This is a genomic window from Melioribacteraceae bacterium (assembly GCA_030584085.1).
Classification (GTDB): Bacteria; Bacteroidota; Ignavibacteria; order Ignavibacteriales; family Melioribacteraceae; genus SURF-28.
In genome coordinates this window covers 3021065-3045921 of the sequence record CP129490.1, presented here as the reverse complement: position 1 = coordinate 3045921, position 24857 = coordinate 3021065, and the positions used below count along the sequence as shown (strand labels likewise).

Genomic DNA, 24857 nt, shown 5'->3' with positions numbered 1-24857 from the left:
TAATGCCTTTGTTTGAAAACCATGTTGGTATTTCGGTTAGTATTAATAAAATTAGATTAGTTGAGTTAGTTTATACAGAGAATGAATTTTTTCTGGAGAACATTGACGAAGAAAACTTTGAAGAAGATTTATTACCAAAATTCATAGCCAAAAACTTTTTCAATGTTCTCCATAAATCTTTTCAGCAAATCCTTTCTAGAATTTCTATTTCATCAAAAAATGTTTCATTCAGTTTAGATCCTGAATTTTTCCAAATTTTCCATGTACCATTTGATACTACTCTCTTGAAAAGAGATCTTATCGATCATTTAAAATGGGAACTCAGCAAAATTAAACCGTCATTAAATTCTGGTGATTATATTCTTCAGAATATTGAACTGAAGAAAGTAGATGAATCCGGCTATAACCAAACAGCAGTTTTAGCTTTACACAGAAATTATTTTAATTCACTGATAGAGTTTTGTAAAGAAAATAAACTAGACCTTAAGTTTGTAGATTATTCGCATACAGCATCTAATAATTTGCTGAGGTTTATTAAAGCTATCAAGGGATTATCCGGTTTGAGTGTTTTCAAATCGTCTCATGATTATTCATTCATGATTTTGGATGATTTTATTCCTACATCTTTGATTAAAAAGGAAAGTGTGCAACACGATACTTATTTGGCGGATGTCAAAACAAAAATAAATGAGCTGGTTGGACATAGATCAGGCTTAAGCGGATTTTTATTCTCATTTATTACCGGATCAACAATTAAAAAAGCAGATATTGATTCACTCAATAAAATGTTTGATCTGAACTTTAAAATTCTTGATCCATTTGCTGTTATCAAGACAAGTGAAACTTTTTCCTCTTCAATTAACATTCAAGAAAACACAAACGAATTTACTTCGGCTGTAGGTGTGGCACTGAGACTTTTTTAATGCGCATTATTGCAGGTAAATATAAAAGTCGTGCTGTAAAGGCACCGAACCCAAAATTTACACGTCCTACAACCGACATGGTAAAAGAATCTATTTTTAATATGCTTCAAAGTAGATTTGATTTTACAGATGTAAAAGTGCTGGATATCTATGCAGGCTCCGGTTCATTAGGATTAGAAGCATTGAGCAGAGGAGCAAAGGAAATCCATTTTGTTGAATTGAATTTTTCTGTATATAAAGTATTAAGCGGCAATATAAAAAGTTTAGATGAAGAAAATTCTTGTAAGATTTTTAGGAAAAGTGCGGTAAAATTTTCTGCACAAACCGAATATGAAAAGTATGATTTAATTTTTGCCGATCCACCGTTTTTTGAATACGATATACATGATGTTTTTAAAAATATTATTGCAAACGATTTTATTAATGAAAACGGAATTTTTATTATTGAGCGATCAATTCAAACAGAAAAAAAAGATGTTGCCGGTTTTGGCATTGAACCGATTAAGAAAATTGGCGACAGTCTGATTTATTGGTATGAAAAATAAATTTATAATTTTATTTCTTTTCCTCACCTCTGTAATTTTTTCACAATCATCAAATTATGTTAGAGAGATCAATCCGTTTGAAGTAAGTCACAAACATGGATTGTTTAATAATATTTTCAGCGGCGGATTAAATAATCCCGAATTTCAATTCGTTGATATTGATGCCGATGACGATTATGATTTGTTTATCCTAAGTAGTGAAGGAAGTTTTGTCTTCTTCGAAAATACGGGTAATAAGTTCAATCCGGTTTTTACATTATCGGAAAAAATTCCAATTGGATTAGCCGTTTACGATTGGTTTTTCTTTGTCGATATAGATAACGATTCGGATTACGATTTCTTTACTGGTCAGCGCGGAAGCAAGGTTAAATATTTTGAAAACAACGGTAGTAAGTTCTCATCAAACTTTGAATTGAAAATTGATACCGTAAGAAATTTTCTTGGTCAGGATTTGAATGTCGAATCCGGATCTAATCCGGCATTTGTTGATATTGATAACGATGGTGATTTTGATCTAATTTGTGGAAACACAAGCGGCACGGCAAATTTTTATAAGAATATCGGAAGCCCCGAAGAATTTGTTTTCGATAGTTTAGATGGCGAATGGCAAAATCTTAGAGTCGGTTTAGGTAAAATGCAGAATCAAAATCGGCATGGCTCAAGTTCCATTGAATTTGTTGATATAGAGAACAACGAAACATTAGATTTATTTTGGGGCGATTTATTTAATTCCAGTTTATACTTCATCCGTAACACCGGCACTCCAAATGAACCACAAATGGTTATTGAATCAAGTTCATACCCAATTAACTCCGACAGTATCTCAACCGAAGGATTTAACATGCCTAGATTTATTGATATCGATCACGACGGTGATCTCGATCTGTTTTCTTCGGTATTATGGAATGATCCTTCTATTAAGCGTTCAATTTCGTTTAGAAAAAATAACGGTGGCAATCAATTTGAGTTTATCACAGATAATTATTTAAACCTCCTCGATGTCGGTTCGAGAAGTATTCCGGAATTAATCGACATTGATAATGACGGCGATCTTGATTTATTCATCGGCAGTGAAGATATTTTTGATGGATCAATCTATTTTCTAGAAAATACAGGAACCGCCAATGATCCCTCCTTTGTCTTAGTTGATTCAAATTACTTTGGTATTAACAGTGAACTTTCATTATCTCCGACATTCGGAGATCTTGATAATGACGGTGACTTTGATCTTCTTGTAGGAAATACGTTTAATGATATTTTATACCTCGAAAATACGGGGACAAAAGTGAACCCTAATTTTGAAAACAGAGGTGTTTTAAAAAATCAAAATAACCAAAACATAAATGGTGGTGTTTATATTCGTCCGAGATTATTTGATGTTGATAATGACGGTGATCTTGATTTAATTATAGGCAATTTTAAAGGTGAAGTTCTGCTCTATAGAAATATTGGAAGTCCGGCAAACTATTCTTTCCAACTCGATGAAAGTTATTTTGATTTAGGGAAACCCGGAAATTATACAAATCCATTTCTTTACGATTATGATAATGATGGTATCAATGAACTTTTTGTCGGAATTGACAGCGGTTATATATTCCTCTATGAAAATGATAATAACATTACCCCAAATTTTGTTCTAATCGACAATAACTTTCTTAATAAAAATTTTGGTCGTGAACCCAATATTATGTTTGGTGATTTAGATAACGATGGAGACGATGATCTAATTATTGGTAATATGAAAGGCTGGTTATATTTCTACAGAAATTCAATTGTTTCGTCTGTTCAAAGAGATCAGCTTAAGAATCAGCTTAACATTTCGATAAAATCATATCCTAATCCATTTAATAGTTCAATACAAATTGAAGTGAGTATCCCAAATAATATCTATTTTTCTTTAAAGATATTTAATATATTAGGAGAAGAAGTCTCATTATTATACCAAGGGACTTCGACAGGGGAAACAAACAAATTTGTATGGAACACAAATAAGTCTAGTTTAGGGTTATCTTCAAGTGTTTACATTGTTTCGGTGCAGACAGAAAGCAAGATAGAAAACCACCCCGTTTTATTTCTGAAGTAAACTTTTTAAGGAGAATTTATGAACAGAATCATTTCAGTGATTACACTGAATATTTTTCTATTTATTTCGATAAACGCTCAAGAGGGGATTGAATTATTAGGTTCAATAAATCCCAGAGCTTCACAAGGATATAATGATATCTGGGGTTATGCTGCAGATGGTCGTGAATATGCTTTACTAGGTGCCGGTGGAGGGACAAGTATAATTGATGTGACTGATCCTAACGTCCCTGACGAAGTGGCTTTCATTGCCGGACCGCCGTCCAGTTGGCGAGATCTTAAAACGTATAGTCATTATGCATATATTGTTACCGAAGGAACTTCCGGTGATAACGGATTACAGATAGTTGATCTTTCCGGGTTGCCTAATTCGGTAAGTTTAGTAAAAACTACTAATGAATTCTTTGAACGTGCCCACAATATTTTTATTGTTGATAAATATGCTTTGGTAATCGGGACTAATAACGGCGGAGGTATGCATATCCTAGATTTAACCGATCCGGAAAATCCTGAAAGAACAGCATACTATTTAGAAAGTGGTTATGTACACGATGTTTACGCTTGGGGCGATACGGTTGTTGCTTGTGCCGAAGATACATATGATTTAGTTGATATATCCGACAAATCAAATCCAAAAAAGATTTCATCCAGTATTGCATTACCCGGAATTTATGCTCATAGCGGTTGGGCGACGGAGGACAAAAAATATTTTATTGCTGCAGAAGAATTCAATCAGCGAGATATAACAATATGGAATATTGAGGACAGGAATAACTGGGATTTAGTCGTTGATGAATTCAAACTCTCAAATACAACACCGGTACATAATATCTTTGTAAAAGGCGATTATGCTCACATCTCTTATTATGCTGATGGTTATGTTGTCTTGGATGTTTCGGACCCGACAAATCCGTTAGTAGTCGGACAATATGATACAAGTCCCTCCGAATCAGGTTTTAACGGGGCATGGGGTTGTTATCCATTTCTTCCTTCCGGAAATATTATTATTTCCGATATGCAAACCGGCTTATATGTTTTTTCCTTTACTCCCGTTGAAAACCCGGCTCCTTTTTTATCTCCGGTAAATGCGACAAATGAAATCTTAGTTGAAGAAAATGTTGATCTCGGACTAGAAGTAATGGATAACGGAACAATCGTAGAAGCATATGTTTATTATCGTACCATAATAAACAGTGCAACCGGAAATTGGAATAGAATTGATGGAGAATTAACCGACAACAATGAATTCAATTTTACAATCCCATCGCAGCAGCATTTAACAACAGTTGAATATTATTATGCGGTTGCCGATGACGGGGGAAAAGTTGTTACTTCTCCAAGTGGTGGCGGTGGAACCCCGGCCGGCTCTGTTCCACCTGAAACGTTTTACAGTTATAGGACAATTTTTGCCGGTACACCTGTAATAGTTTCTTTGTCACCGGTTTTTTCTGATACTACTATTGTAAAAGGTGATAAAATTGAATTTACAGTCGAAGCTGTTGATACTACACAGCTTGATATATCTTATGAATGGTTTTTAAACGGACAAAAGAAAAGTAATTTGGATAGTTATACTTACGGAACGACTTTCGTGTTTGCTGCCAGAACTGATACACTTGATTTGGTTGTTACTAATGGATATAAGTCTGTTTCAAATAAATGGATTATTAGTGTCGATTTAACTTCTGATCTCGATGATGATTTGACTCTGAGTTATGATTTGGTGCAAAATTATCCCAATCCTTTTAATCCATCGACAACAATTTCGTATTCAATTCCGGCATCTGAAAACGTACAATTAAAAGTATTCAATTCGTTAGGAGAATTAGTTTCTACCCTTGTGGATTCATACCAAAACAGCGGAAAATATGAAGTTAATTTTGATGCACGCGAGCTTAGTTCCGGGTTTTACATTGCACATGTAGTAGCTGGTAAATTTTCTAAATCGATAAAAATGTTATTGGTAAAATAAACTCATGAGAAAAATATTTCTAAGCGGAGTAACTTTATTCTTACTTTTTCTTATCTCATGTTCTGATGATAAAATTGTTCAACCTGATGAATCCAACAAAAATGGATTTGAATCAACAGAAGTTGCACAGATATTTTCTGATAATTGTGCCACTTCAGGTTGTCACGATTCAAATAATCCCGAAAACGGGCTGAGTATTACTTCTCACTCTAATTTAATGAATGGAAGCTCTGCGCGTCCCCTTAACTCGGGCGGTTTATATGGCGGAGATGTAATCGTTCCCTTCAATTCAAAAAGAAGTTTGTTATACCAAATGATATCGGGAAACGCATCAGTGCAAATGCCCTTTCAACGAGCCGCACTTTCGCAAGAAGAGGTTGTTACAATTAAAAACTGGATAGATGATGGTGCAAAAGATGAGTTTGGAGCTGTACCTTTTTCTAATCCAAGTTATAGAGTTTTTGTTTGTAATCAAAGAAGCGATGCAATCTCTGTTATTGATGGTGATGAGAAAGTAGTTTCACGAGTTTATGAAACGGATTTTTCTGAATTGAACGATGCACCGCATATGATTAAAGTCTATGGGAATTATTTTTATGTAACTTACATTACTGCCGGACGTTTTGTAAAATTTGATAAACATACCGGTGAAATAATAGGGCAAGTTGAGCAACTTGAATTTCCCGGGATGATAATGATTAATTCAACCGGTTCAAAGGCTTATGTATCGAGATCATCTACGGCACCAGGTTTATTTAATTCGATTTATGTGATTGATTTATCTTCAATGTCTCTCAGCAATGAAATCCTTTTACCTGTTAGCGGAATTCCTCATGCAATATCATTATCGCCGGATGACAAAATTCTTTATGTTGCAAACCTAACTGCTAATAGAATTAGTATAATTGATACAGAGTCCGATTCATTTCAACAAGATGTTTTGTTAAGTCAATCAGAAAATCATGAACCGATGGAAATAGAAATATCCCCCGACGGAAAATATTTGTATATATCAGGAAGAGCATCGGGCAAATTGGTTATTTTAGATACAGAGCAGTTGACTGTTGTAAAAGAAATCATGGTTGGAATGATGCCTATGCATATAGCAATTTCGCAAGACGGTTCAAGGATTTACGTTCCTTCAATGATGACGAATACCGTTAATATAATCGCTTACGAAGGAAATGATTGGGTTAGAACTTCTCAAATAACTCATCCCGGATTTACGCAATTACATGGTTGTGAATTATCACCTGATGATAGTTATTTATATGTTTCCAGCAGAAACACGTCAGGAAGTTTTGTACCGGCATATACAGTCAACGGGGAATCTAATCACGGTACAATCGGAATAATAAATACGCAAACTCTGCAAGTTGAAAAGCTGTTGGAAATTGAAGAGTATGGTGCAGGAATAGCTGTTGATTAAATATTCCAACTCTATTCAAAATATTATTTCAACGTGATTAAGTAATTGTAAAAATCCGATATTTTAAAAAACTTGTTTGTAAAATTACTTTCCCAAATTGAAAATTCATTGACAAACTCATCTTTGCTTAAATCATAATTCGGTAAATCATCCGTTGCGGTTCTGTTGTTATAAAAGATATTATCTGATATATGAAATGATTCTGGTTGAGAATGAATTGCAAGTGCACATTGATAACAATAATAATCCGGCGAATCGTATTTGGGGTTTTGTCCGGTTAAAACAAGTATGTTGTTTTTGTAGTGACCGGTAATTTCTCCTCCGGTTTCTCTTGAAATTGAAGAACCGCATGCACCGGTGTTATAGATAATATTATTATTAATAAACCCAATCGGGTTACCGATTCCAGCATCCCAATAAGCGATTCCCCATGTCAGCATATCTTCAATTATATTCAACTCAGCTTCAACTTCGGCATCGACAAAAATTCCTAACCCTTTCCAGTATCTTTTTAGAAGGTTTGATTTTACAGTAGCCTTGGCATTCCATGTAATTCCGATAGCTACACCTCTTCCACCTCCTGCAATTTTTGAAGTTGCCTTCTCAACACCATCGACAATATTGTTTTCAATTACCGCTTCTGAATTTCTATAAAGAGTTATTCCATCCCATGAATTTCTAATAATCTTATTGTTTCTGATCACAAGCTGTGAATTTTCTCTTCCGCATATTCCCATTATCCCCACGACATTTCTCACAACTTGTGAAGAATCACCTATGTTATCTTTTATGATATTGTTTTCAATAACAGCACGACTATTTTTGATAACAATGGCCGCATCGGTTGCCATACCGCTTGTATCTCTTTCACCACCTGTTATAACTAAATTTTTTAATTCAACACTTCCTGAATTTAACACATAAATCCCATAACCGGAGTTTGTTTTAATAATAGTCTTATAGTTTTCATCGCCTATTAATTTTATGGATTTACCTCGTAATATTAGTCCTGCGATCGCATTAATAAGTGTATCAGGGTTTTGGCAATTTCCACAAGTTGAATCAATTATTTGAATTGGTTGAAGATCATAAATTCCCGGAGCAAGTATCACAATTGCTGAATCAATACTACTCTTAAAAAAGGATTGAAGCTCCTCGCTTGAATTTATAAAAAAATCTTGTGCTTGGACGCTTAATCCAATCAAGAAAATGAATAAAATCCGTTTCATAAACTCCTCATAAAAATATCAGACTAAAAATAACAATTAATTCACACTAAGATAATTTTTGAAAACTAAATGATTTCCTTATATTTTCAAGTAAACAAAGGAAGAATTGATATGAAGATAGTAGTTTATCCTGGTACTTTTGATCCTGTTACAAACGGTCACATAGATATTGTAAAGCGTGCTGTTGAACTATTCGATAAAGTCATAGTTACAGTCGCACAAAATCCATCGAAGACATGTTTGTTTAGTACATCTGAAAGAGTTGAGATGCTTGAAGAAAGCTTGAAAGGATTTGAAAGAGTTGATATTGATTCTTTTGACGGACTAGTAGTTGATCATGCCAGGGCAGTAAATGCTGTTGGAATTATTAGAGGGTTACGCGCGGTAAGTGATTTTGAATATGAATTTCAGATGGCTTTAATGAATAGAAAATTAAATGATAACTTAAGAACTATTTTTCTTATGCCGCACGAAAAATATACATATCTTAATTCCACAATTATAAGAAACTTGGCACAGTTCAAAAGTGATGTAAGCGATTTTGTTACACCATTTGTTGAGAAAAAACTTCGTGAAAAATTTAATTATTGATCTATGTGTTAAGTGCTAATAAAATCCAAACAAAATGAAGCACAACGAAATAGAAAAATCCAAAAATAGTAACTTTCCACCAGTATCTGTGTCTTCTCTTTGCGGGATTATAACCGCCGGCTTTTTTAACCAAGACCATACCAATTGTGAAAAAAATACCGCCGACACCATAGAGATAGATGAAGGGAAGCCAAACATTAAAGAATGAATTTGACATGAACTTTTCCAAAAAAATTAGCGAGAAAATCTAACTAAGCGTTTCATGATCTGCAAGAGAATTATTTTACTAACTATAAATGAGAAACAAATTGAGCGAACTTTTGCAAATTACTGAATTGGGAAATCCAATTTTAAGGATGAAAACAAACGATATTAATAAAATTGAAGATTTCGAAAAATCTTTGATTGGAAATATGAAATTTACAGTTGGAAAAGTGAGCGGAGTCGGTTTAGCAGCCCCTCAGGTAAATGAATCAAAAAGTATATTTATAATTGCGTCCAAACCAAATACTAGGTATCCAAATGCACCTGATATGCAGCCGGAAGCAATTATCAATCCTAAAATTTTGAGTTCCTCAGAAGAAATCGTAACTGATTGGGAAGGTTGTTTAAGTATTCCGGGATTAAGAGGATTAGTCCCGCGCTCAAAATCAATTATTGCAGAGTATTTAAATGAAAACGGGGAGAAAGTAAAAAAACAATTTGATGATTTTGTAGCGAGAATTTTTCAACATGAATTTGATCATCTTGAAGGAATTGTATTTCTGGATAGAATGGAATCTTCAAATGATTTAGTTACGGAACGAGAATATCAACAGATTATATCGAAGAAATAAAAATTAGTGTATAATAAAAAAACCCAACTTCTTCAAGAAGTTGGGTTTTTATTTGGAAAATATAAGTAACTACATTTCTTTTTCTGCTTCTAATTTTTTGCCTTCATCAAATTGTCCATTTAACTTATGTTCATTGTTAATGTAAACAATTCCGTCTTCATCGTGTGGTTCGCCAATGACCGAGTGCACGGATTTTAGACCACCCATATAACCGCGTGCATCGCATAAGTATACTAAATCACCGATATTGGCTTTCATTTTACTCATATCATTTTTAGAAAGATTTACAATATCATCATCACCGTCTTTTAATTTCCAGCTTACCTTAACAATTTCACCTTCTTCATCGTTAATCTTACTACCCTTAAACCATTCTTTTGCTTTAGCGATAGACCAAACAGTCAAACCTTCGGTGTTATTGTAAGGGTCATATTTTACGTAATAAGTAACAGATAATGAAATCAAATAAGTCATTAGGAGAGTAACAAATAACATTAACATAATTAGTGGTGTATCAGTTGTCTCAACTCCAAATAATGGTTTAGCAAATGAAACAACAAGGAATAACATTATTGAGAACAAAGTTATTCCAATCATAATATTTTTTTGATTACCTGATTGCTTGATCTTCTTAATAAAACTTTTTTGTTGAGCTGTTGTTAACGTAATTATAACTGCGACCGCAGCACAAACAAACAAATTATACAAAGCCCGTATGTATGAATATGGATGTGCCGGATCCATTTCAATTCCGTGATCAAAAGGAGCGATTAATACTCCCGGATATTTTGCACCTAAGATCATCAAAGCAACACCGCCGAGAAATGTTGATATCACAGCAGCGGGTGTAAATCTCTTCCAGAATATTCCCAAGAAAATAGCAACGACTAGTGGAGGTGTTAAAGTAGAATGGAAAAATCCGTGTGCTTCATAAACAGTTGGGAAATTTTTAAAAGCTAATACACCAACAACGCCTAAGGTTGTTATAACAACTGAAGAAGTTCTAGCAGCAAATAATTCTTTTTTATCGGTTTCTTTATCTGTAAGAATTTTTGCCTTAATCCATTTCTTAAACGGACGATGTACATCATTGATATAAATTGCGGCAGTAGCATTAATTAATGTATCAACGGTTGACATTAATGCCGCAGTAAGCGCAGCCATAATAAAACCAAACACACCGGGTATTGCGACAATATTCGCTACTACTACAAAAATCTGATCGGGTTCTGTATTTGGTGGAACCGTCATAGGATCGGCAACCGAGATAGCTTTCCCAATCCAGCCGGCGTTACCTACAACAATTGCTGAAAGAGGTAACATAAATAAAATATTAAAAGTAGCGGCTTTTCTTCCTTCATCAACACTTTTAGTTGCCATGAATCTCATTATCAGACCCATATTCATAAACAGGAATCCGACCGAACCGGCAATGCCATCCTGCCAAAAAATGCCAACGAAATTGAAACTGGAAGGATCATTAAAATTTGCTAACGGTAATTTCCATTCGGTTGGTAACAGACTCCAGAAGACGTCAAATCCACCGACATAATCTAAGCCAAGCACGAAGAGGAAAAAACCGGCAAAGAGTAAGATAAATCCCTGGAGTAAATCGGTAAAAATAACGGCAGTCTGACCGCCGAATGTAATATAGATGCCTGTAATAATTGCTATTACTATTACAGCACCCATCAACGTTATTTCGAAGTTCATTCCCCAAACTTCGAATGCCGGAGGCAGCATAGGAAGTATTGCTTTTCCAAGAGTTAAAAAACCAATACTTATATAACCGATCATATATAATAGAAGAAGTATTGTAGCTAAAAATCTAGCTGAAGGACTGAATCGTTTTTCAAAATACTCAGGGATGGATCGAATTTTTGTATAAACGATTATGGGGAGCCAGCCGAATAAGAAAAACGGAATAAAAAACCAATCGTTTATATAAGTCATTGTTGAAGATAGACCGTTCTCAAAACCTTTAGCAGAATATTTTATGAAGCTATGACTGCCGACGCCTGTAGCTACAATTGAAAAAGCAATTAACCACCATTTGAAACGTCTTCCTCCGAAGAAGAAATCTTTTGTGCTTCTATTGTATCTTCCGAAATATGTACCAAATAACATAATCAGAAGAAAGTAAACAACCATTACCACCCAATCAGTTGAAGAACCGATATTGTGAAATGTCTGAAGTTTGCCCGGTGCTGTTTCCATAAATTAAAAGTATAGTGCCGCTATGATTAGAAATGCATGAAGAAATAAGAAATAAAAATATCCGCCAAGACTTATGTAGAACCATTTTTTATGACGCTTAATTTTTAAATTAAGTGCACCACTTTTAGTAATGATAATCATTCCCACTACAAAGAAGATTCCACCAACAGCATAAAGGTATATAAACGGTAACCACGAGTTAAAAAAAGACGGCATTTTTATTTTTGATTTGTTTTGAGTTTTGAATTGGTGCAAGTTAGTGAAGCGGATATATTTTTGCAAACAAAACCGAAAATTTTGCACCGGATTAAGAACAATTTTAGTAGTTAGCAAAGCTAATTTAAGTCTTAAGAATATTTTGTGATTTTGGAAGATTATTGGTAGTCAGTTAGAAAGGATATATCAAATGCCATCAAAAAATCTTTGCTTTTCAGCTTCAGCCTATCTAAATTTAAAGTCTGAATCTTTTTAATCGCAAAACAAGGAGTAGTAGATTATGGGCATGATGGCCAAGATGAGAAGTTTGGCTCCGTGGTTCATTATTACGGTAGGTGGTCTTTTCGTTCTATTTATGGTTTTATCCGATTCGCAATTAACAACAATAATGGGACAGAGATCAAACAACATAGGTTATGTTAACGGAAGAGAAGTTACTTATCAACAATTTTCCAATTACCTTGAAAACGTAAGAACCCAACAACAAGCACAAACTGGACAAGATATTGATGAAAGCCAAATGGATGCTCTTCGAGATCAAGTTTGGAGTATGATTGTAAATCAATTATTAGTAGAGGAAAAAATTGATGAATTTGGTATCGTTGTTACCGATGAAGAAGTTAAAGATGCGATACTGGGTCCAAATCCTCCGGCATTCTTAAGACAAAGTTTTATTGATACAAACGGTGTATTTAATAGAGAAGCTTACGAGAATGCATTGTTTGATCCGAGAAATGCGGAAATATTAGTTCAAGCTGAAGAAACTGTTCGTGCACAAATGATACAAGACAAATTGAAAAATTATTTGTCCAATTCAGTTTTTGTAAGCGAAGGTGAAGTAAAAAGAAAATTCATTGAACAGAATTTTAAGTTTTCAGCAGAATACGCTTTTATAGACGGATCACGTTTACCTGATTCTTTAATTTCATTTACTGAAAAAGATTTAAGAGAATATTATGAGAACCATAAATCTGACTATAAAGTTGAAGCTCAGCGTAAACTGAAATATGTTCTGTTTGAAAGAAATGCATCGCTGGACGATTCGGTTAGCATCAGAAAAAATTTAGAAGCGATTGTAAGTGATATTAAAAACGATACTGCTTCATTCAGATCATTTGTAAATATTTACTCCGATCTACCTTATTCAAAAGATACTTTAAGCGTCGACAAGATTCATCCTGAAGCTGTTGAAATATTACGAAATTCAAAATCCGGCGATATCATCGGCCCGGTTGTAACAACAGAAGGATATGTTGTTTACAGATTAACAGATAAAGTAAGAGGAGCTAACGAATTTGCAAGAGCTTCCCATATTCTTGTTGCCGGTGATAATGATCAAGTGAAAGCAAAGGCAGATTCGGTTTATAACGCATTAGTAAAGGATGCGGATTTTGCAAAAACTGCAATCGAGATTTCAGAAGATCCGGGTAGTGGCGCTAGAGGTGGTGAACTTGGCTGGTTCTCTAAAGGCCAAATGGTACCTGAGTTTGAGCAGGCAGTTTTTGGTGGCCAAGTCGGTGTCGTTCAAAAACCTGTAAAAACTCAATTCGGATATCATATTATTAAAGTCAGCGATAAATCAAACGAGCAATACATAGTTGAAAAGATTGTTAACGCAATACAACCTTCCGGAACTACGCTTGATAGATTGTTTGAAAACGCTAATGATTTTTCTTATTTATCAAAAGAAAACAGTTTTGAATCTGAAGCTGAATTGATGGGATACAATGTAATAGAAACCACTCCTTTCAGCGATAACACTCAATTTATTCCCGGAATCGGAGCTTCAAGTGCTCTTGTAAGATTTGCATTCGATAATAGTCTTGGTACGATCAGTGATGTCTACCGTGTTCCAGCTGGTTATGTAGTTGCAAAAATTTCGGAAGCTACAAAAGCTGGATTCAAACCCTTTGAAGAACTTGAAGCACAATTAACATCAGCTGTTAAGCTTGAAAAGAAACGTGCTAAAGCGAAAGAAATGATGCAAACGGTTTATGAGCAAGTTAAAGATGCCGGTACTTTAACCGGAGTTTCAGAAATCAATCCGCTTGCCAGATTTGATGTTGTTAGAGATCTAACAGCTAAGGGAAATATACCTGGTATTGGAAGAGATTTTACTTTTATCTCCTACTGCTTAGAAGGTCCAATAAAAGAAATATCGGAACCAATAGAAGGTACACGTGGTGCTTATCTCATAAGAATTGCTAATAGAACAGAATTCGACGAGAATAATTTTGAAACTCAAAAGAAAACAATAAGAGATAATTTACTACAACAAAAAAGACAACAATTTTTTGCAAACTGGATTGAAAAGGTACGAGAGGATGCTGATATTGTCGATAACCGGCATCTCTTTTATAGATAAAATTAAAAAGGCTGACCAAGTGTCAGCCTTTTTTTATACTAAAACTGTTAATCAAATTTTTGTAATGCCGCCAAAATCTCAGAGAAATTATAAGGTTTTCTAATAAACTTATTTATACCTAGACTCTCAATCTCTTGATTTACAGAATCGACATTTGAACCGGAAGCAAGTATTATCGGGATTGATTTATTAGTATCCCTTATTTTTTTTACACACTCAAGACCATCCATCTCCGGCATCTTTTTATCAATTATAAGTAAGTCAAAATTATTCTGCTCAATAAATTTGATTACTTTTACTCCATTATCCGCAATATCAACGTTGTAGCCATTTGACTTAAGTAAATCAGCTAAAACCTCACTTACCGAAACATCATCTTCCGCCAACAGAATACGTTTCGATTTATTCAGCACCTCATCAAACACCGGAAATGTAACAGTAAACTTTGTTTCGCCATTTTTGCTTTTCACTGAAATCGAACCATTGTATTTTTCAATTTTCTCTTTCACAATAGCTAAACCGTAACCGGATTCATGTAATTTTGATTTTGTAGAAAATTTTGGGTCGAATATTTTTGAGATGTTTTCTTCAGCAATGCCCTCACCAAAATCGATTATTTCGATCGATACTTTTTTTCGATCACTCGATAACGGATAACATAGATTTATAAAAACTTTTTGATTGACATCAGAAGCTTCCAAAGCATTCTTGATAATATTATAAATTATCCTAAAGAAATCGGTTTCGTCAATTAACAGGAAAATCGCTTCTTGTATTTCGTGGAAGTTGGTTTGTAATTTACTCTTTTCATCGAACGAAAAGCTTTCAAAAATTTCGTTGAGAGAATTAACAATATTTATTTTGCTTATTGATGAGCTACTTTTCTCATTTGGTTGAAGATGTGCATGTACAATATCCGATGCACGTTTGGCGGAATTTTCAAGTCGGGAAATTAGTTTTTTTGTTTCTTCTGTTGGGTTAGATAATTGCTTTAATAATTCGATTTCATTGATAATACTTGTCAAAATATTATTTAAATCGTGGGCTGAATTCTTAAAAGTATCGTTCGTCATGTTACTTCAAATCATACTTTTTAATTTTTGTGTAAAGAGTTTTTTGACTAACTCCCAAAGCTCGTGCGGAATTTTCTCTGTTCCAGTTCAACTTATTAAGCACTTTGTGAATATGTATTTTCTCAAGTTCTTCGAGAGATAAAATTTGTTCTAGATTTTCCGAGAAACTGTTAACTTCAGAATAATCGCTCTTAGGGAGATTCAAATCTTTAACTTCAATTAAATCACCATCGGAAAAAATGATAGCTCTTTCAATTATGTGTTCAAGTTCTCTTACATTACCCGGGTATTTATAATACTTCAACTCATGCTCAGCTTCCGGAGATAATCTTTTGGGAGATCGTAAAGATGATTTAGATTTAAGGAAATAGTTTGCTAATACAATAACATCATCCTCACGTTCGCGAAGAGGAGGTATAGTAAGAGTAATCACGTTTAATCTAAATAAAAGATCTCTTCTGAAAGAACCTTTTTCGGCTTCTTCCATCAAGTTTTTGTTTGTTGCGCCGATTACTTTTACATCAGATTTTAGATTACTAACACCACCGATTCTTCTAAACTCACCTTTTTCAAGAAAACGTAATAATTTTGGTTGAAGAGTTAAACTCATTTCTCCAATTTCATCTAAAAATAACGTGCCGCCGTCCGCAATTTCAACTAGTCCTTGTTTAGAAGCTTTTGCATCGGTAAATGCTCCTTTTTCATGACCAAATAATTCACTTTCAATTAATTGATCAGGAAGAGATGCACAGTTTATAGCAACAAAAGGTTTATCTTTCCTGTTAGAATTTTTGTGAATAAATTCGGCGAACAATTCTTTCCCTGTTCCGGTCTCACCTTCAAGCAAAATATTTGAATCAGCCAATGAAGCTTTTTGCGCATGTTCTAGGGTGAGTTTTAATGTATTGCTTTCACCAACTATTTTATGGGGTAGAGCACTGCTTAATTTCGAAGAAAGAATTTTATTTTGTACGAGAAGTTCTTTGTGTTTTAAAGCGCGGTCAATAACAACAATAAGTGCATCAAAGTCATAAGGCTTGGTGATGTAATCATAAGCACCCATTCTAATACAATCAATTGCCGAACGCATTTCAGATTTCGCAGTTAATACAATCACCTGTACTGTAGGATGAAATTCATTAGCGAACTTCAGAACTTCTTCTCCGTTTACTTCCTTCATTTCTAAATCTAATAGCAGTAAGTCGTAGCTCTTTTGCTTTAGATTCTCAATTGCAAATTTTCCGTCAAGAACAATATCTACATGAAAGTTTTCGTTTACAAGTTCTTCTTTTAATAGATAAGCAAGAATTTCATCATCATCGGCAATTAATATTTTGGCTTTTTCGTTCATTTGCTCTTTTTGGAAAAAAATAATTGTGAATCCATCTATAATAAGCAAATTTCCAACAAAATGTAAAAATTACCGGTAAGAGATAAACACAAAATAAAATTAAAGATAGAGAATTGTTGAAATTATAAAATGAGAAGTGTATCTTTAAGGCTCAAATTTTGACGGTTTGGGCGCGTAGCTCAGTGGTAGAGCATCTGCCTTTTAAGCAGAGGGTCGGTGGTTCGAGACCACCCGCGCTCACAGTAGTTAAACCCTTGTAAGTTAAAGACTTGCGAGGGTTTTGTGTTTTTAGGATATTTTATGCTGAAGTAGAAACTGAAGTTTTTTTTGTTCCACTTTTTGTTTTTGAAATTGCTAATAAAGAAAAATTAATCCGATCTCATATAAACAAAGACTCATCTTTTGGAACATGAGCTTTGTGATTGATTCATTATAGAGATTATCTCCCTAATAATGCTGTTGACTCTTGAGAATTTTAACTTAGCAGAAGTTAAATCTCAAGCCTTGAATTGAGTATCTCTCTCATCTTAATGTTTGTTTCCCAAGCATCACTTATAGGTTCATTGGAAAAGGGAAGAGTGTGCATATAATTCGGCGGACCGAATTCGGGAGTTATAGTAATAAATTCTTTTCCCTCTGTCTTTCTTTTATCTATAATCCTTTGCCAAATTGAAAGATGATTATCTAAATGTGATTTCCATTCCGGGGCGGAAGGATTAGTTACTTGAGGGCCCTCTTCATATCCAACACGGGCATGAATGTGAAAGCTTCTATCAATTGCCTTTTGTAGATTCTCGGATTGATTACTCAAGTCTGATTCATGAACAACCATCCAGTGTGAAAAGTCGGCAGTAAGTTTTAATCCGGATGAAGCTTCAAGATAATTAGTTGTATCGATTAATGAATATGTTAACCTGGCGCGGTGTGTTTCAATTAAAAATTCAACTCCGCATTGTTTACTGAATTTATTGATTTTATCAATAAGCAGTAAATTTTCATCAAAAGAGAAGTAATCTCTACCAGCATGAACATTAACCAACTTCGAACCGGCTTCTAGTGCAAACTCGGCTTGTCGTTTAAAGCTTTCAATATGGTCGGAAATTGTTTTGCCGTCGGTTAATATTTGTCCAATTAAAAATAATCCGTTTGACTCATGTAAATCCTTAATCACTTTGGGGTCATCTTTTACGGAATCAAAATAGAGTTCAGTACCATCAAATTTATCCTCAGCAACTCTATTGATGAAATGAATCAAAGGATCATTCCACATTTCCCATTTCGATTTTGTGAATATAATTTTCATTTAATCTCCTTCCTAAAAAAGTTTTAAAAGTGTTTCTAAGTGCCGATTTAACTTGACAAGAAAATCTGATTGTAATATATTGCAATCCAGCACAAAGGTTTGTGCAAAAAATATAAAAAACCCCAATAAATTGGCAATTACACTTAAAGATATCGCCGAAAAAACTAATTGTTCAGTCTCAACTGTTTCACGAGTATTGAACAATAAGAGCAAACAATACCGCATTGCCGAAGAAACCGAAAAATTAATTCTTGAAACAGCCCACAATCTAAACTACCGACCAAATGAATTAGCGCGTGGATTAAGATTGAAGCGATCACACACTATTGGTTTGGTGGTTCCGGATATCTCAAATCCATTCTTTGCTTACGTTAGTCATCTTATACAAAGACATTCATATGAAGCAGGCTATAGTTTAATACTTTGCAATACTGACGAAGATATTGATTTAGAAATTGAACAAATTGAATTACTAAGACGAAAAGGAGTTGATGGTTATATAATTTTGCCGGTTGGAACAAAGCAAGATCATATTTACGAACTATTAACATTAAACAAACCTTTTGTATTGCTTGATAGAATATTTGATGATATCAAAACAAATGCAGTGGTCGTTGATAACTATAAAGGGGCATACCAAGCCGTTAAACACTTGATAGATAACGGTCATACGCGTATCGCTATTATTCAAGGGTTGCAAAATACATCTACTAATAATGCCAGAGTTTCCGGATATATAAATGCACTCAAAGATCATCAAATTCCACTAGATGAAAAACTTATTGTGGGAAATGATTTTAGAAAAGAAAACGGATATATAGAAACTAAATTATTATTAAGATTGGAAGAACCACCAACTGCAATTTTTACGACAAGTGATCTTATTACACTTGGTACACTTCAGGCTATATCAGAAGAAAATAAAACAATTCCTAAAGATGTCTCGTTGGTTGCATTTGATGAAATAGATTATGCACCATTTTTAGTTGCGCCATTAACATCGGTTAGGCAGCCCCGAGACTTAATGGGACAAGTAGCTGTAAAATTATTAATTGACGATATAAAGTCACGTGGTACAAATAAAAAAGAACGGCTTGTGCTCGATCCCAAATTAATATTGCGTAAATCGGTTTACAATTTACGTTCAAACGAATCCGAGTTTTCTGCCGTTTACAGCGGTTATTAGTAAAAAAATATGCAAATTTGCGCAATCGTTTGTACAAATTTTAATGGTAAATAAATTAGCGAGAGTCAAATTGAAAAATGTAGTTAAGTTTATTGTAATTCTAATTGGTTTGTCTTTATTATTCTCAAGTTGTGGTGAAGGCAGTAGCGGTACTGATGGAGAAACTAAAGAAATTGTTTTTTGGCATAGTTTTGTTTCATCAACAGTCCCGGCACTTAATGCACTCATTGCAGATTTTGAATCAACTCATCCAAATATCAAAGTAAAAGCACAGTACATCCCAACGGGTGACGCACTGGTGCAAAAACTGATTACTTCTATTCAAAGTAAAACCGCACCGGATATTTCTTGGCTTCATGCCCATTTTATTGAAGATTTGGTTGAAGCCAACGCTATCTATAAAATGGATCATTTCATAGACGGGGAGAACGGTCTGGAAGAGGGAACTTTGGAAGATATTTATCCGGCTTTGCTTCAGTATGCTTCATGGAGAGGAACTCTTTATACTATACCAATGGAAGCAACAAATTTAGCACTGCTATATAATAAAGATATGTTTCGAGCAGCTGGCCTAGATCCAAATCATCCACCTAAAAATTGGGAGGAATTGCAAGAGTATGCTGAGAAACTGACTTTTGACAAAAATGGCGACGGAAAATTTGAACAAGTCGGTTTATTCTTACCTGTATTCCCTGCAGCGGGACCATTAAGTTCGTGGATGGTTTGGCAATTTCATCCTTTCTTATGGCAAGCGGGCGGATATAAAATTGATTTGGAGCAAACTCATGTTATGTACCATGAAGAAGCAGGAGTCCAAGCTCTCCAACTATGGAAAGATATTTACCAGAAGTTAAGACTCGATGTTTTTACACCTGATTATGATGTGGCATTTGCTTCAAAGAATTTAGCAATGGCGATGGATGGACCTTGGAATTTACCTCGTTATAATGAAATATTGAAAAATATGGATTGGGGATTTGCTCCTCTTCCTGCCGGACCGGAAAAAAGAGCAACAATAGTCGGAGGTGAATATCTGGCGATCTTTAAACAAAGTGAAAATCCAGATGAAGCTTGGGCGTTTCTTAAATGGATTATTGAACCGGAAGTTCAAGCAAAATGGGCAATGACTTCAGGATATCTTCCAATTAGAAGAGCCGTGTTGGAAGTCCCGGAATTTCAGAAATATTTGGAAGAAAATCCAAACTTCAAAGTATTTGTTGATGAGATGGAATATGGTCAGGCCGAAAGACCTATCGATTACGGCGGAATGGAAATTATGAGACACATGGCTGATGCAATTGAGAAAGCAACTGTTGGTAAACAAGATGTACGCAAAGCCCTTAATGAAGGAGCAGAACTTTCTAATAAAGTATTGGATGCAGCTAACGCAAAACATAAAAACTAATTTGACGGGTAATGAAAAATTCTTCCACTGATATTAAAGCAAAAAAGCAATCAAGATTACCTTGGAAAAGAAAGGATGATACGTTAGGAGCAATTCTATTTCTATCTCCGACGCTCGTGATTTTTATAACATTTATTTTATTCCCTGTTATCTTTTCATTCTACCTCAGTTTTCACGAATGGAATATGTTCAGTAATGAAGCGACATTTGTCGGATTAGAGAATTACAAAAGAATGTTCGATAGCCAAGAATTTTGGAGCGTGCTTAAAAACACCGCTGTTTTCACATTTGGAACCGTTCCCTTAAATATGATTGTAGCCCTATTGGTCGCAATGGCATTAAATAAACATATAAAGGGAAAGAAATTTTTACGAACAGCATTTTTTGCACCTGTAATTATTTCCCCTGTTGCAGCAGCAGTTATTTGGCGATGGATTTATGATCCGAACTATGGCTTGTTAAATTATGGAATTAGTTTTTTTGGTATCGATTCAATCAATTGGTTAAATGATGAAACTGCCGCAATGTTTGCATTAATTATTATGGGAGTTTGGAAAACTTTCGGTATAAACATGGTTCTATTTTCTGCCGGTTTACAGGGTATTCCTGAAACTTATTATGAAGCTGCAGATATAGATGGTGCCGGTAAGTGGGATAAATTTTGGAAAATAACTTTACCTATGCTTGCGCCAACCACATTCTTTATTATGATTATGTCTATGATCAGCTCATTTCAAGTATTTGATTTGGTTTATGTTCTTACATCGGGCGGACCGCTTGGAAGCACGAAAGTGTTTGTATTCTTTGTCTACGAATACGCATTCAAATATTTTGAAATGGGATACGCATCAGCCGCGGCATATATATTATTTATTGTGTTAATAGCATTAACAATGCTTCAAGTTAGATATATGAAAAACCGTGTTCACGGAGCGTTTTGATGAATCAATTGAAGATATTAAAATTATCGAAATCAATTATAAAGCATATAGTGATCTATGCATTGGCTTTTGTTACACTTGTGCCATTCATTTGGATGATACTCACTTCACTTAAAGATATGAGTGAAATTTTTGTGTATCCTCCGCAGTTTTTCCCCTCAGAATTTAAATTCGAGAATTACAAGTTAGCATTCGAAGCAGCTCCTTTTGGCAGATACTATTTTAATAGTCTATTTGTTGCGTTTACGGTTACACTCGGACAATTAATTACTTGCTCAATGGCAGCGTTTGCTTTTGCAAGAATGCAATTCCCGGGAAGAAATATTTTATTCTATTTATTCTTGGGAACAATGATGATTCCTTACAACGTAACTATGATTCCATCATTTCTAGTGCTCTATTGGTTAGGTTGGATTGATACTTATTACGCATTAATTGTTCCCGGATTGGCTTCGGCTTTTGGTACATTTTTATTAAGACAATTTTTTATCACAATTCCAAAAGAACTAGAAGAAGCCGCATTTATAGATGGAGCAACTAAATTACAAGTGTTATGGAAAATTATTGTACCGTTAGCAAAACCTGCACTCGCTACACTTGCAATTTTTACTTTTATGGGTGTCTTCAACGATTTTATATGGGCATTGATAGTTCTAAATTCCGAAGATATGCAGACCGTACAACTCGGATTAGCAATCTTCCGTGACAGGTATCTGACCCAGTGGGATTTATTGATGGCTGGTTCAGTAACTGCAGTATTACCAATACTAATTGTCTTCTTTTTTGCGCAAAAATACTTTATACAGGGTATCACTTTAAGTGGGTTGAAAGAGTAAAAGTGAAAAAAATCACTAAATATGGTTTACTTTTAATAATTACGCAAACGATTGCGCTAATTTGTGCAGCACAGCAAGATTTACCTACAAATAGCGGCGGTGATATTCAGTTTTATGTTGATGATGCATCATTTTTTAATCAGGGTAAAATTTATCAAGAATTTTACCTTGTGATTTATACGGATCAACTCAAATTAGCACCTAAAAATAATTCGATGTACGCTGATCTTACTATAAGTTCTGTAATTAAAAATTCACAAAGAGAAATCATTAATAAAGAAAGCTGGAATACAGAAGTACATGTCGGTCTTGATTCTGAATTAATTGAGACATCAATTGTCCATGATCAATGGTCACGAAATCTGGATGCAGGCAAATATTATTTAGAATTAGAAGTTAAAGATAACATTACCGGAAAGCTAGGAACAGCTAGAAGAGAGTTTAGTGCCGCACTTAATTCAGATAGAAAAATATTTATAAGTGAAATTGAATTTGCATCGGAATTTATTCCTGATGCTGACGGAGCTGGAATTTTTGATAAAGGATCGGTTTCCGTTATTCCGAACCCATCAAGAAGATATGGCTTGCTTAATCCTATTCTTTACTTCTATTATGAAATTTACGGTGCAGATGATGATTTAGAAAAAGAATTCCAAATATCATATGAAATTCTTGAAAAAAACGGTACCTCCCTAAGGTCTTTCGAAGGAAAGACCATTAAATTATCGGGCGTAACAGTCGGTGTCCCAAACGGTTTAAACGTTTCTGTTGTTGCGTCCGGTATTTATACTCTGGTTGTAAAGCTTAGCCATAATGAGACTGTAGTTGCTGAATCAAGCAGAGAGTTCGAAGTAATTCAATTAGACTATCTTAAAAAAGAACCTCTTTTAACCAGAGAGCAAGCTGACATGTTTGGTGAGATTATCCGTTTGATTTCAACCGAAAGAAACTATCAGACATATGAAAATCTAAATTTGACCGCAAAAGCTAAATATCTAATAGAATTTTGGCGTCAAAACGACCCACATCCTTTTACCGATGAAAATGAATTATTCAATAGAGTAGTTCAGCGGTATCAATATGCTAATAAGAATTTCAGTTGGGGCGGAATTGACGGTTGGAAAACTGATCGCGGTAAAATCTTAATTAAATATGGTATGCCAGATAACATACAGAGATTTGCCTCTCAACAATCAACTTCACCTTATGAAATTTGGGAATACCAAGCACGCAGAAATTATATATATGTTTTTGGAGATTTAAGAAGCGATGGCAGGTATACACTTCTTCATTCAACTAAGGAAGACGAAATAAATAATCCTTATTGGAAAGAAGAATTAAATAGAATGTAATAACAATCTTTCTCAAAAAAGACGAGAAGTAAGAAATGAAAAATTTCATTAAACAATTCGCAACACTTTTTATTTTGGTGATTATTTCAATCTCTTTTATTACTTGTTCTGAAGATGATTCCGGATTGGCGCCGTATGTCGGTTCTCCGGCAATGTCGAACATTGTAATTGAAGCTGAATCATTTAATCCAAAAATTACTTGGGTAGGAGGGTATGCTTCAATCTTAGGGGTTAACCGTGGTACTAAAGCCGCACTGGATACTTCGCTCGTTTGGCTAATCTCCACCGAAGGAAATAATCTAAAATTTCCGGTTAAGTTTGGTGAACTTCCATCAGGTGCTCAAGATTTAACCACTCAATTTGGTGGTACTGTTTTAGACAGCCTAAACGAAGATGAAGATTATCATTTCTTTGTTATGAAACAAAATGCGTGGGATCAGGTCTCTTCGGAAGTCGGAAAAGCTTTTGTCGCTGATCCGGGTCTTGAAGAAGGACAAATAATTTCCGGACAAGATTCAGTTTACATCTCATCAACAATTTTTACTTCTTTTGCTCAACGACTCGATGTATTTATCAATATAGAAGGATTAAGTACTTTCGGTCAATTAGGTGTAATCTCTGTTAAAGAAACCAGAAGTAACAGACCAATAATCGAATGGACAATAACACAATCGGGTGTTACTGATTCATTGATTTCAGTTATTGGTATTGCGGAAGGTAATCAATACTCTCCAGGCGGAACTGTCTGGGAAGTTTATTCCGAATCATTGGATAATGGCTCAACTGTTTATGGTAAAGAGAACGTAATCTCAGCTCCTTTAAATGTTGGGGATTCTCTTGCTGGTACATTCGCATTTGTACCATTTGATCAAACCGGACTTGAAAGAAATAAAACTTACTACATATGGATAGCAAATAATCTTTGGGGAGGCGAAGGCAGACTTCGTTTTGAACAGGGATATGCATACGCAACATTTAATGTAAGATAAAAAGTTTACGAAACTT

General features: G+C 34.6%; 20 protein-coding genes and 1 tRNA gene. 15 read left to right on the top strand and 6 right to left on the bottom strand.

Going from position 1 to position 24857, the window contains the following annotated elements; all coding sequences use genetic code 11:
- The first annotated feature begins 2 nt into the window (after window positions 1–2).
- Genes QY331_13775 through QY331_13755 form a run of 5 tightly spaced genes read left to right on the top strand, consistent with a single transcriptional unit; the run spans window position 3 to window position 6951 of the window.
- Window positions 3–923: a hypothetical protein gene (locus tag QY331_13775; protein WKZ69024.1), complete on the top strand. Its 921-nt coding sequence runs from the start codon at window positions 3–5 to the stop codon at window positions 921–923.
- Complete coding sequence (gene rsmD / locus QY331_13770; protein WKZ69023.1) at window positions 923–1468, top strand: 16S rRNA (guanine(966)-N(2))-methyltransferase RsmD; 546 nt, start codon at window positions 923–925, stop codon at window positions 1466–1468. The genes QY331_13775 and rsmD overlap by 1 nt, the downstream gene beginning before the upstream one ends.
- On the top strand, window positions 1458–3551 hold the full coding sequence (locus tag QY331_13765) for an FG-GAP-like repeat-containing protein (GenBank protein WKZ69022.1): 2094 nt from the start codon (window positions 1458–1460) through the stop codon (window positions 3549–3551). The genes rsmD and QY331_13765 overlap by 11 nt, the downstream gene beginning before the upstream one ends.
- Window positions 3552–3569: 18 nt before the next feature.
- Entirely contained in the window at window positions 3570–5522 is a 1953-nt protein-coding gene (locus QY331_13760) for a choice-of-anchor B family protein (GenBank protein ID WKZ69021.1), read from the top strand.
- A gap of 4 nt (window positions 5523–5526) precedes the next feature.
- Window positions 5527–6951: a beta-propeller fold lactonase family protein gene (locus QY331_13755; GenBank protein WKZ69020.1), complete on the top strand. Its 1425-nt coding sequence runs from the start codon at window positions 5527–5529 to the stop codon at window positions 6949–6951.
- A gap of 23 nt (window positions 6952–6974) precedes the next feature.
- Here QY331_13755 and QY331_13750 read toward each other — a convergent pair whose 3' ends face one another.
- Entirely contained in the window at window positions 6975–8180 is a 1206-nt protein-coding gene (locus QY331_13750; GenBank protein ID WKZ69019.1) for a right-handed parallel beta-helix repeat-containing protein, read from the bottom strand.
- A gap of 69 nt (window positions 8181–8249) precedes the next feature.
- On the opposite strand from QY331_13750, the gene coaD reads away from it, so the two are divergent.
- Complete coding sequence (gene coaD, locus QY331_13745; GenBank protein WKZ69018.1) at window positions 8250–8771, top strand: pantetheine-phosphate adenylyltransferase; 522 nt, start codon at window positions 8250–8252, stop codon at window positions 8769–8771.
- 1 nt (window position 8772) lies between these two features.
- Here coaD and QY331_13740 read toward each other — a convergent pair whose 3' ends face one another.
- Window positions 8773–8988, bottom strand: a complete 216-nt coding sequence (locus tag QY331_13740) for a hypothetical protein (GenBank protein WKZ69017.1) — start codon at window positions 8986–8988, stop codon at window positions 8773–8775.
- Between the two features lie 91 nt (window positions 8989–9079).
- Between QY331_13740 and def the strand changes: the two genes are divergently transcribed.
- A complete protein-coding gene (gene def, locus QY331_13735) occupies window positions 9080–9607 on the top strand; it encodes a peptide deformylase (protein WKZ69016.1) in 528 nt (175 codons plus the stop codon).
- 69 nt (window positions 9608–9676) lie between these two features.
- Here def and QY331_13730 read toward each other — a convergent pair whose 3' ends face one another.
- Window positions 9677–11824, bottom strand: a complete 2148-nt coding sequence (locus QY331_13730; protein WKZ69015.1) for a sodium:solute symporter family protein — start codon at window positions 11822–11824, stop codon at window positions 9677–9679.
- A 496-nt stretch (window positions 11825–12320) separates the two neighbouring features.
- Between QY331_13730 and QY331_13725 the strand changes: the two genes are divergently transcribed.
- Entirely contained in the window at window positions 12321–14405 is a 2085-nt protein-coding gene (locus QY331_13725; GenBank protein WKZ69014.1) for a peptidylprolyl isomerase, read from the top strand.
- Between the two features lie 47 nt (window positions 14406–14452).
- Here the strand turns inward: QY331_13725 and QY331_13720 are convergent, their stop codons facing one another.
- Both QY331_13720 and QY331_13715 read right to left on the bottom strand, forming a co-directional pair.
- Window positions 14453–15478: a hybrid sensor histidine kinase/response regulator gene (locus QY331_13720; GenBank protein WKZ69013.1), complete on the bottom strand. Its 1026-nt coding sequence runs from the start codon at window positions 15476–15478 to the stop codon at window positions 14453–14455.
- Window position 15479: 1 nt separating this feature from the next.
- A complete protein-coding gene (locus QY331_13715) occupies window positions 15480–16829 on the bottom strand; it encodes a sigma-54 dependent transcriptional regulator (protein ID WKZ69012.1) in 1350 nt (449 codons plus the stop codon).
- Window positions 16830–16997: 168 nt separating this feature from the next.
- On the opposite strand from QY331_13715, the gene QY331_13710 reads away from it, so the two are divergent.
- Window positions 16998–17069: transfer RNA gene (locus QY331_13710), tRNA-Lys, on the top strand.
- Between the two features lie 250 nt (window positions 17070–17319).
- Here QY331_13710 and QY331_13705 read toward each other — a convergent pair.
- Window positions 17320–18132, bottom strand: a complete 813-nt coding sequence (locus QY331_13705) for a sugar phosphate isomerase/epimerase (GenBank protein WKZ69011.1) — start codon at window positions 18130–18132, stop codon at window positions 17320–17322.
- Window positions 18133–18262: 130 nt separating this feature from the next.
- On the opposite strand from QY331_13705, the gene QY331_13700 reads away from it, so the two are divergent.
- The 6 genes from QY331_13700 to QY331_13675 all read left to right on the top strand — a co-directional run bounded on the left by QY331_13700 (window position 18263) and on the right by QY331_13675 (window position 24841).
- Complete coding sequence (locus QY331_13700; protein WKZ69010.1) at window positions 18263–19318, top strand: LacI family DNA-binding transcriptional regulator; 1056 nt, start codon at window positions 18263–18265, stop codon at window positions 19316–19318.
- A gap of 70 nt (window positions 19319–19388) precedes the next feature.
- Complete coding sequence (locus QY331_13695) at window positions 19389–20723, top strand: ABC transporter substrate-binding protein (protein ID WKZ69009.1); 1335 nt, start codon at window positions 19389–19391, stop codon at window positions 20721–20723.
- 11 nt (window positions 20724–20734) lie between these two features.
- Window positions 20735–21664 carry a sugar ABC transporter permease gene (locus QY331_13690; protein ID WKZ69008.1) on the top strand — a complete coding sequence of 310 codons (930 nt, stop codon included), beginning with the start codon at window positions 20735–20737 and terminating at the stop codon, window positions 21662–21664.
- Entirely contained in the window at window positions 21664–22500 is an 837-nt protein-coding gene (locus tag QY331_13685; GenBank protein WKZ69007.1) for a carbohydrate ABC transporter permease, read from the top strand. Before QY331_13690 ends, QY331_13685 begins: the two co-directional genes overlap by 1 nt.
- A gap of 2 nt (window positions 22501–22502) precedes the next feature.
- The gene (locus QY331_13680) at window positions 22503–23852 is read left to right on the top strand and encodes a GWxTD domain-containing protein (GenBank protein WKZ69006.1); all 1350 of its coding nucleotides are present in this window, start codon (window positions 22503–22505) and stop codon (window positions 23850–23852) included.
- Window positions 23853–23887: 35 nt separating this feature from the next.
- Window positions 23888–24841: a hypothetical protein gene (locus tag QY331_13675; GenBank protein WKZ69005.1), complete on the top strand. Its 954-nt coding sequence runs from the start codon at window positions 23888–23890 to the stop codon at window positions 24839–24841.
- The last annotated feature ends 16 nt before the right edge of the window (window positions 24842–24857 follow it).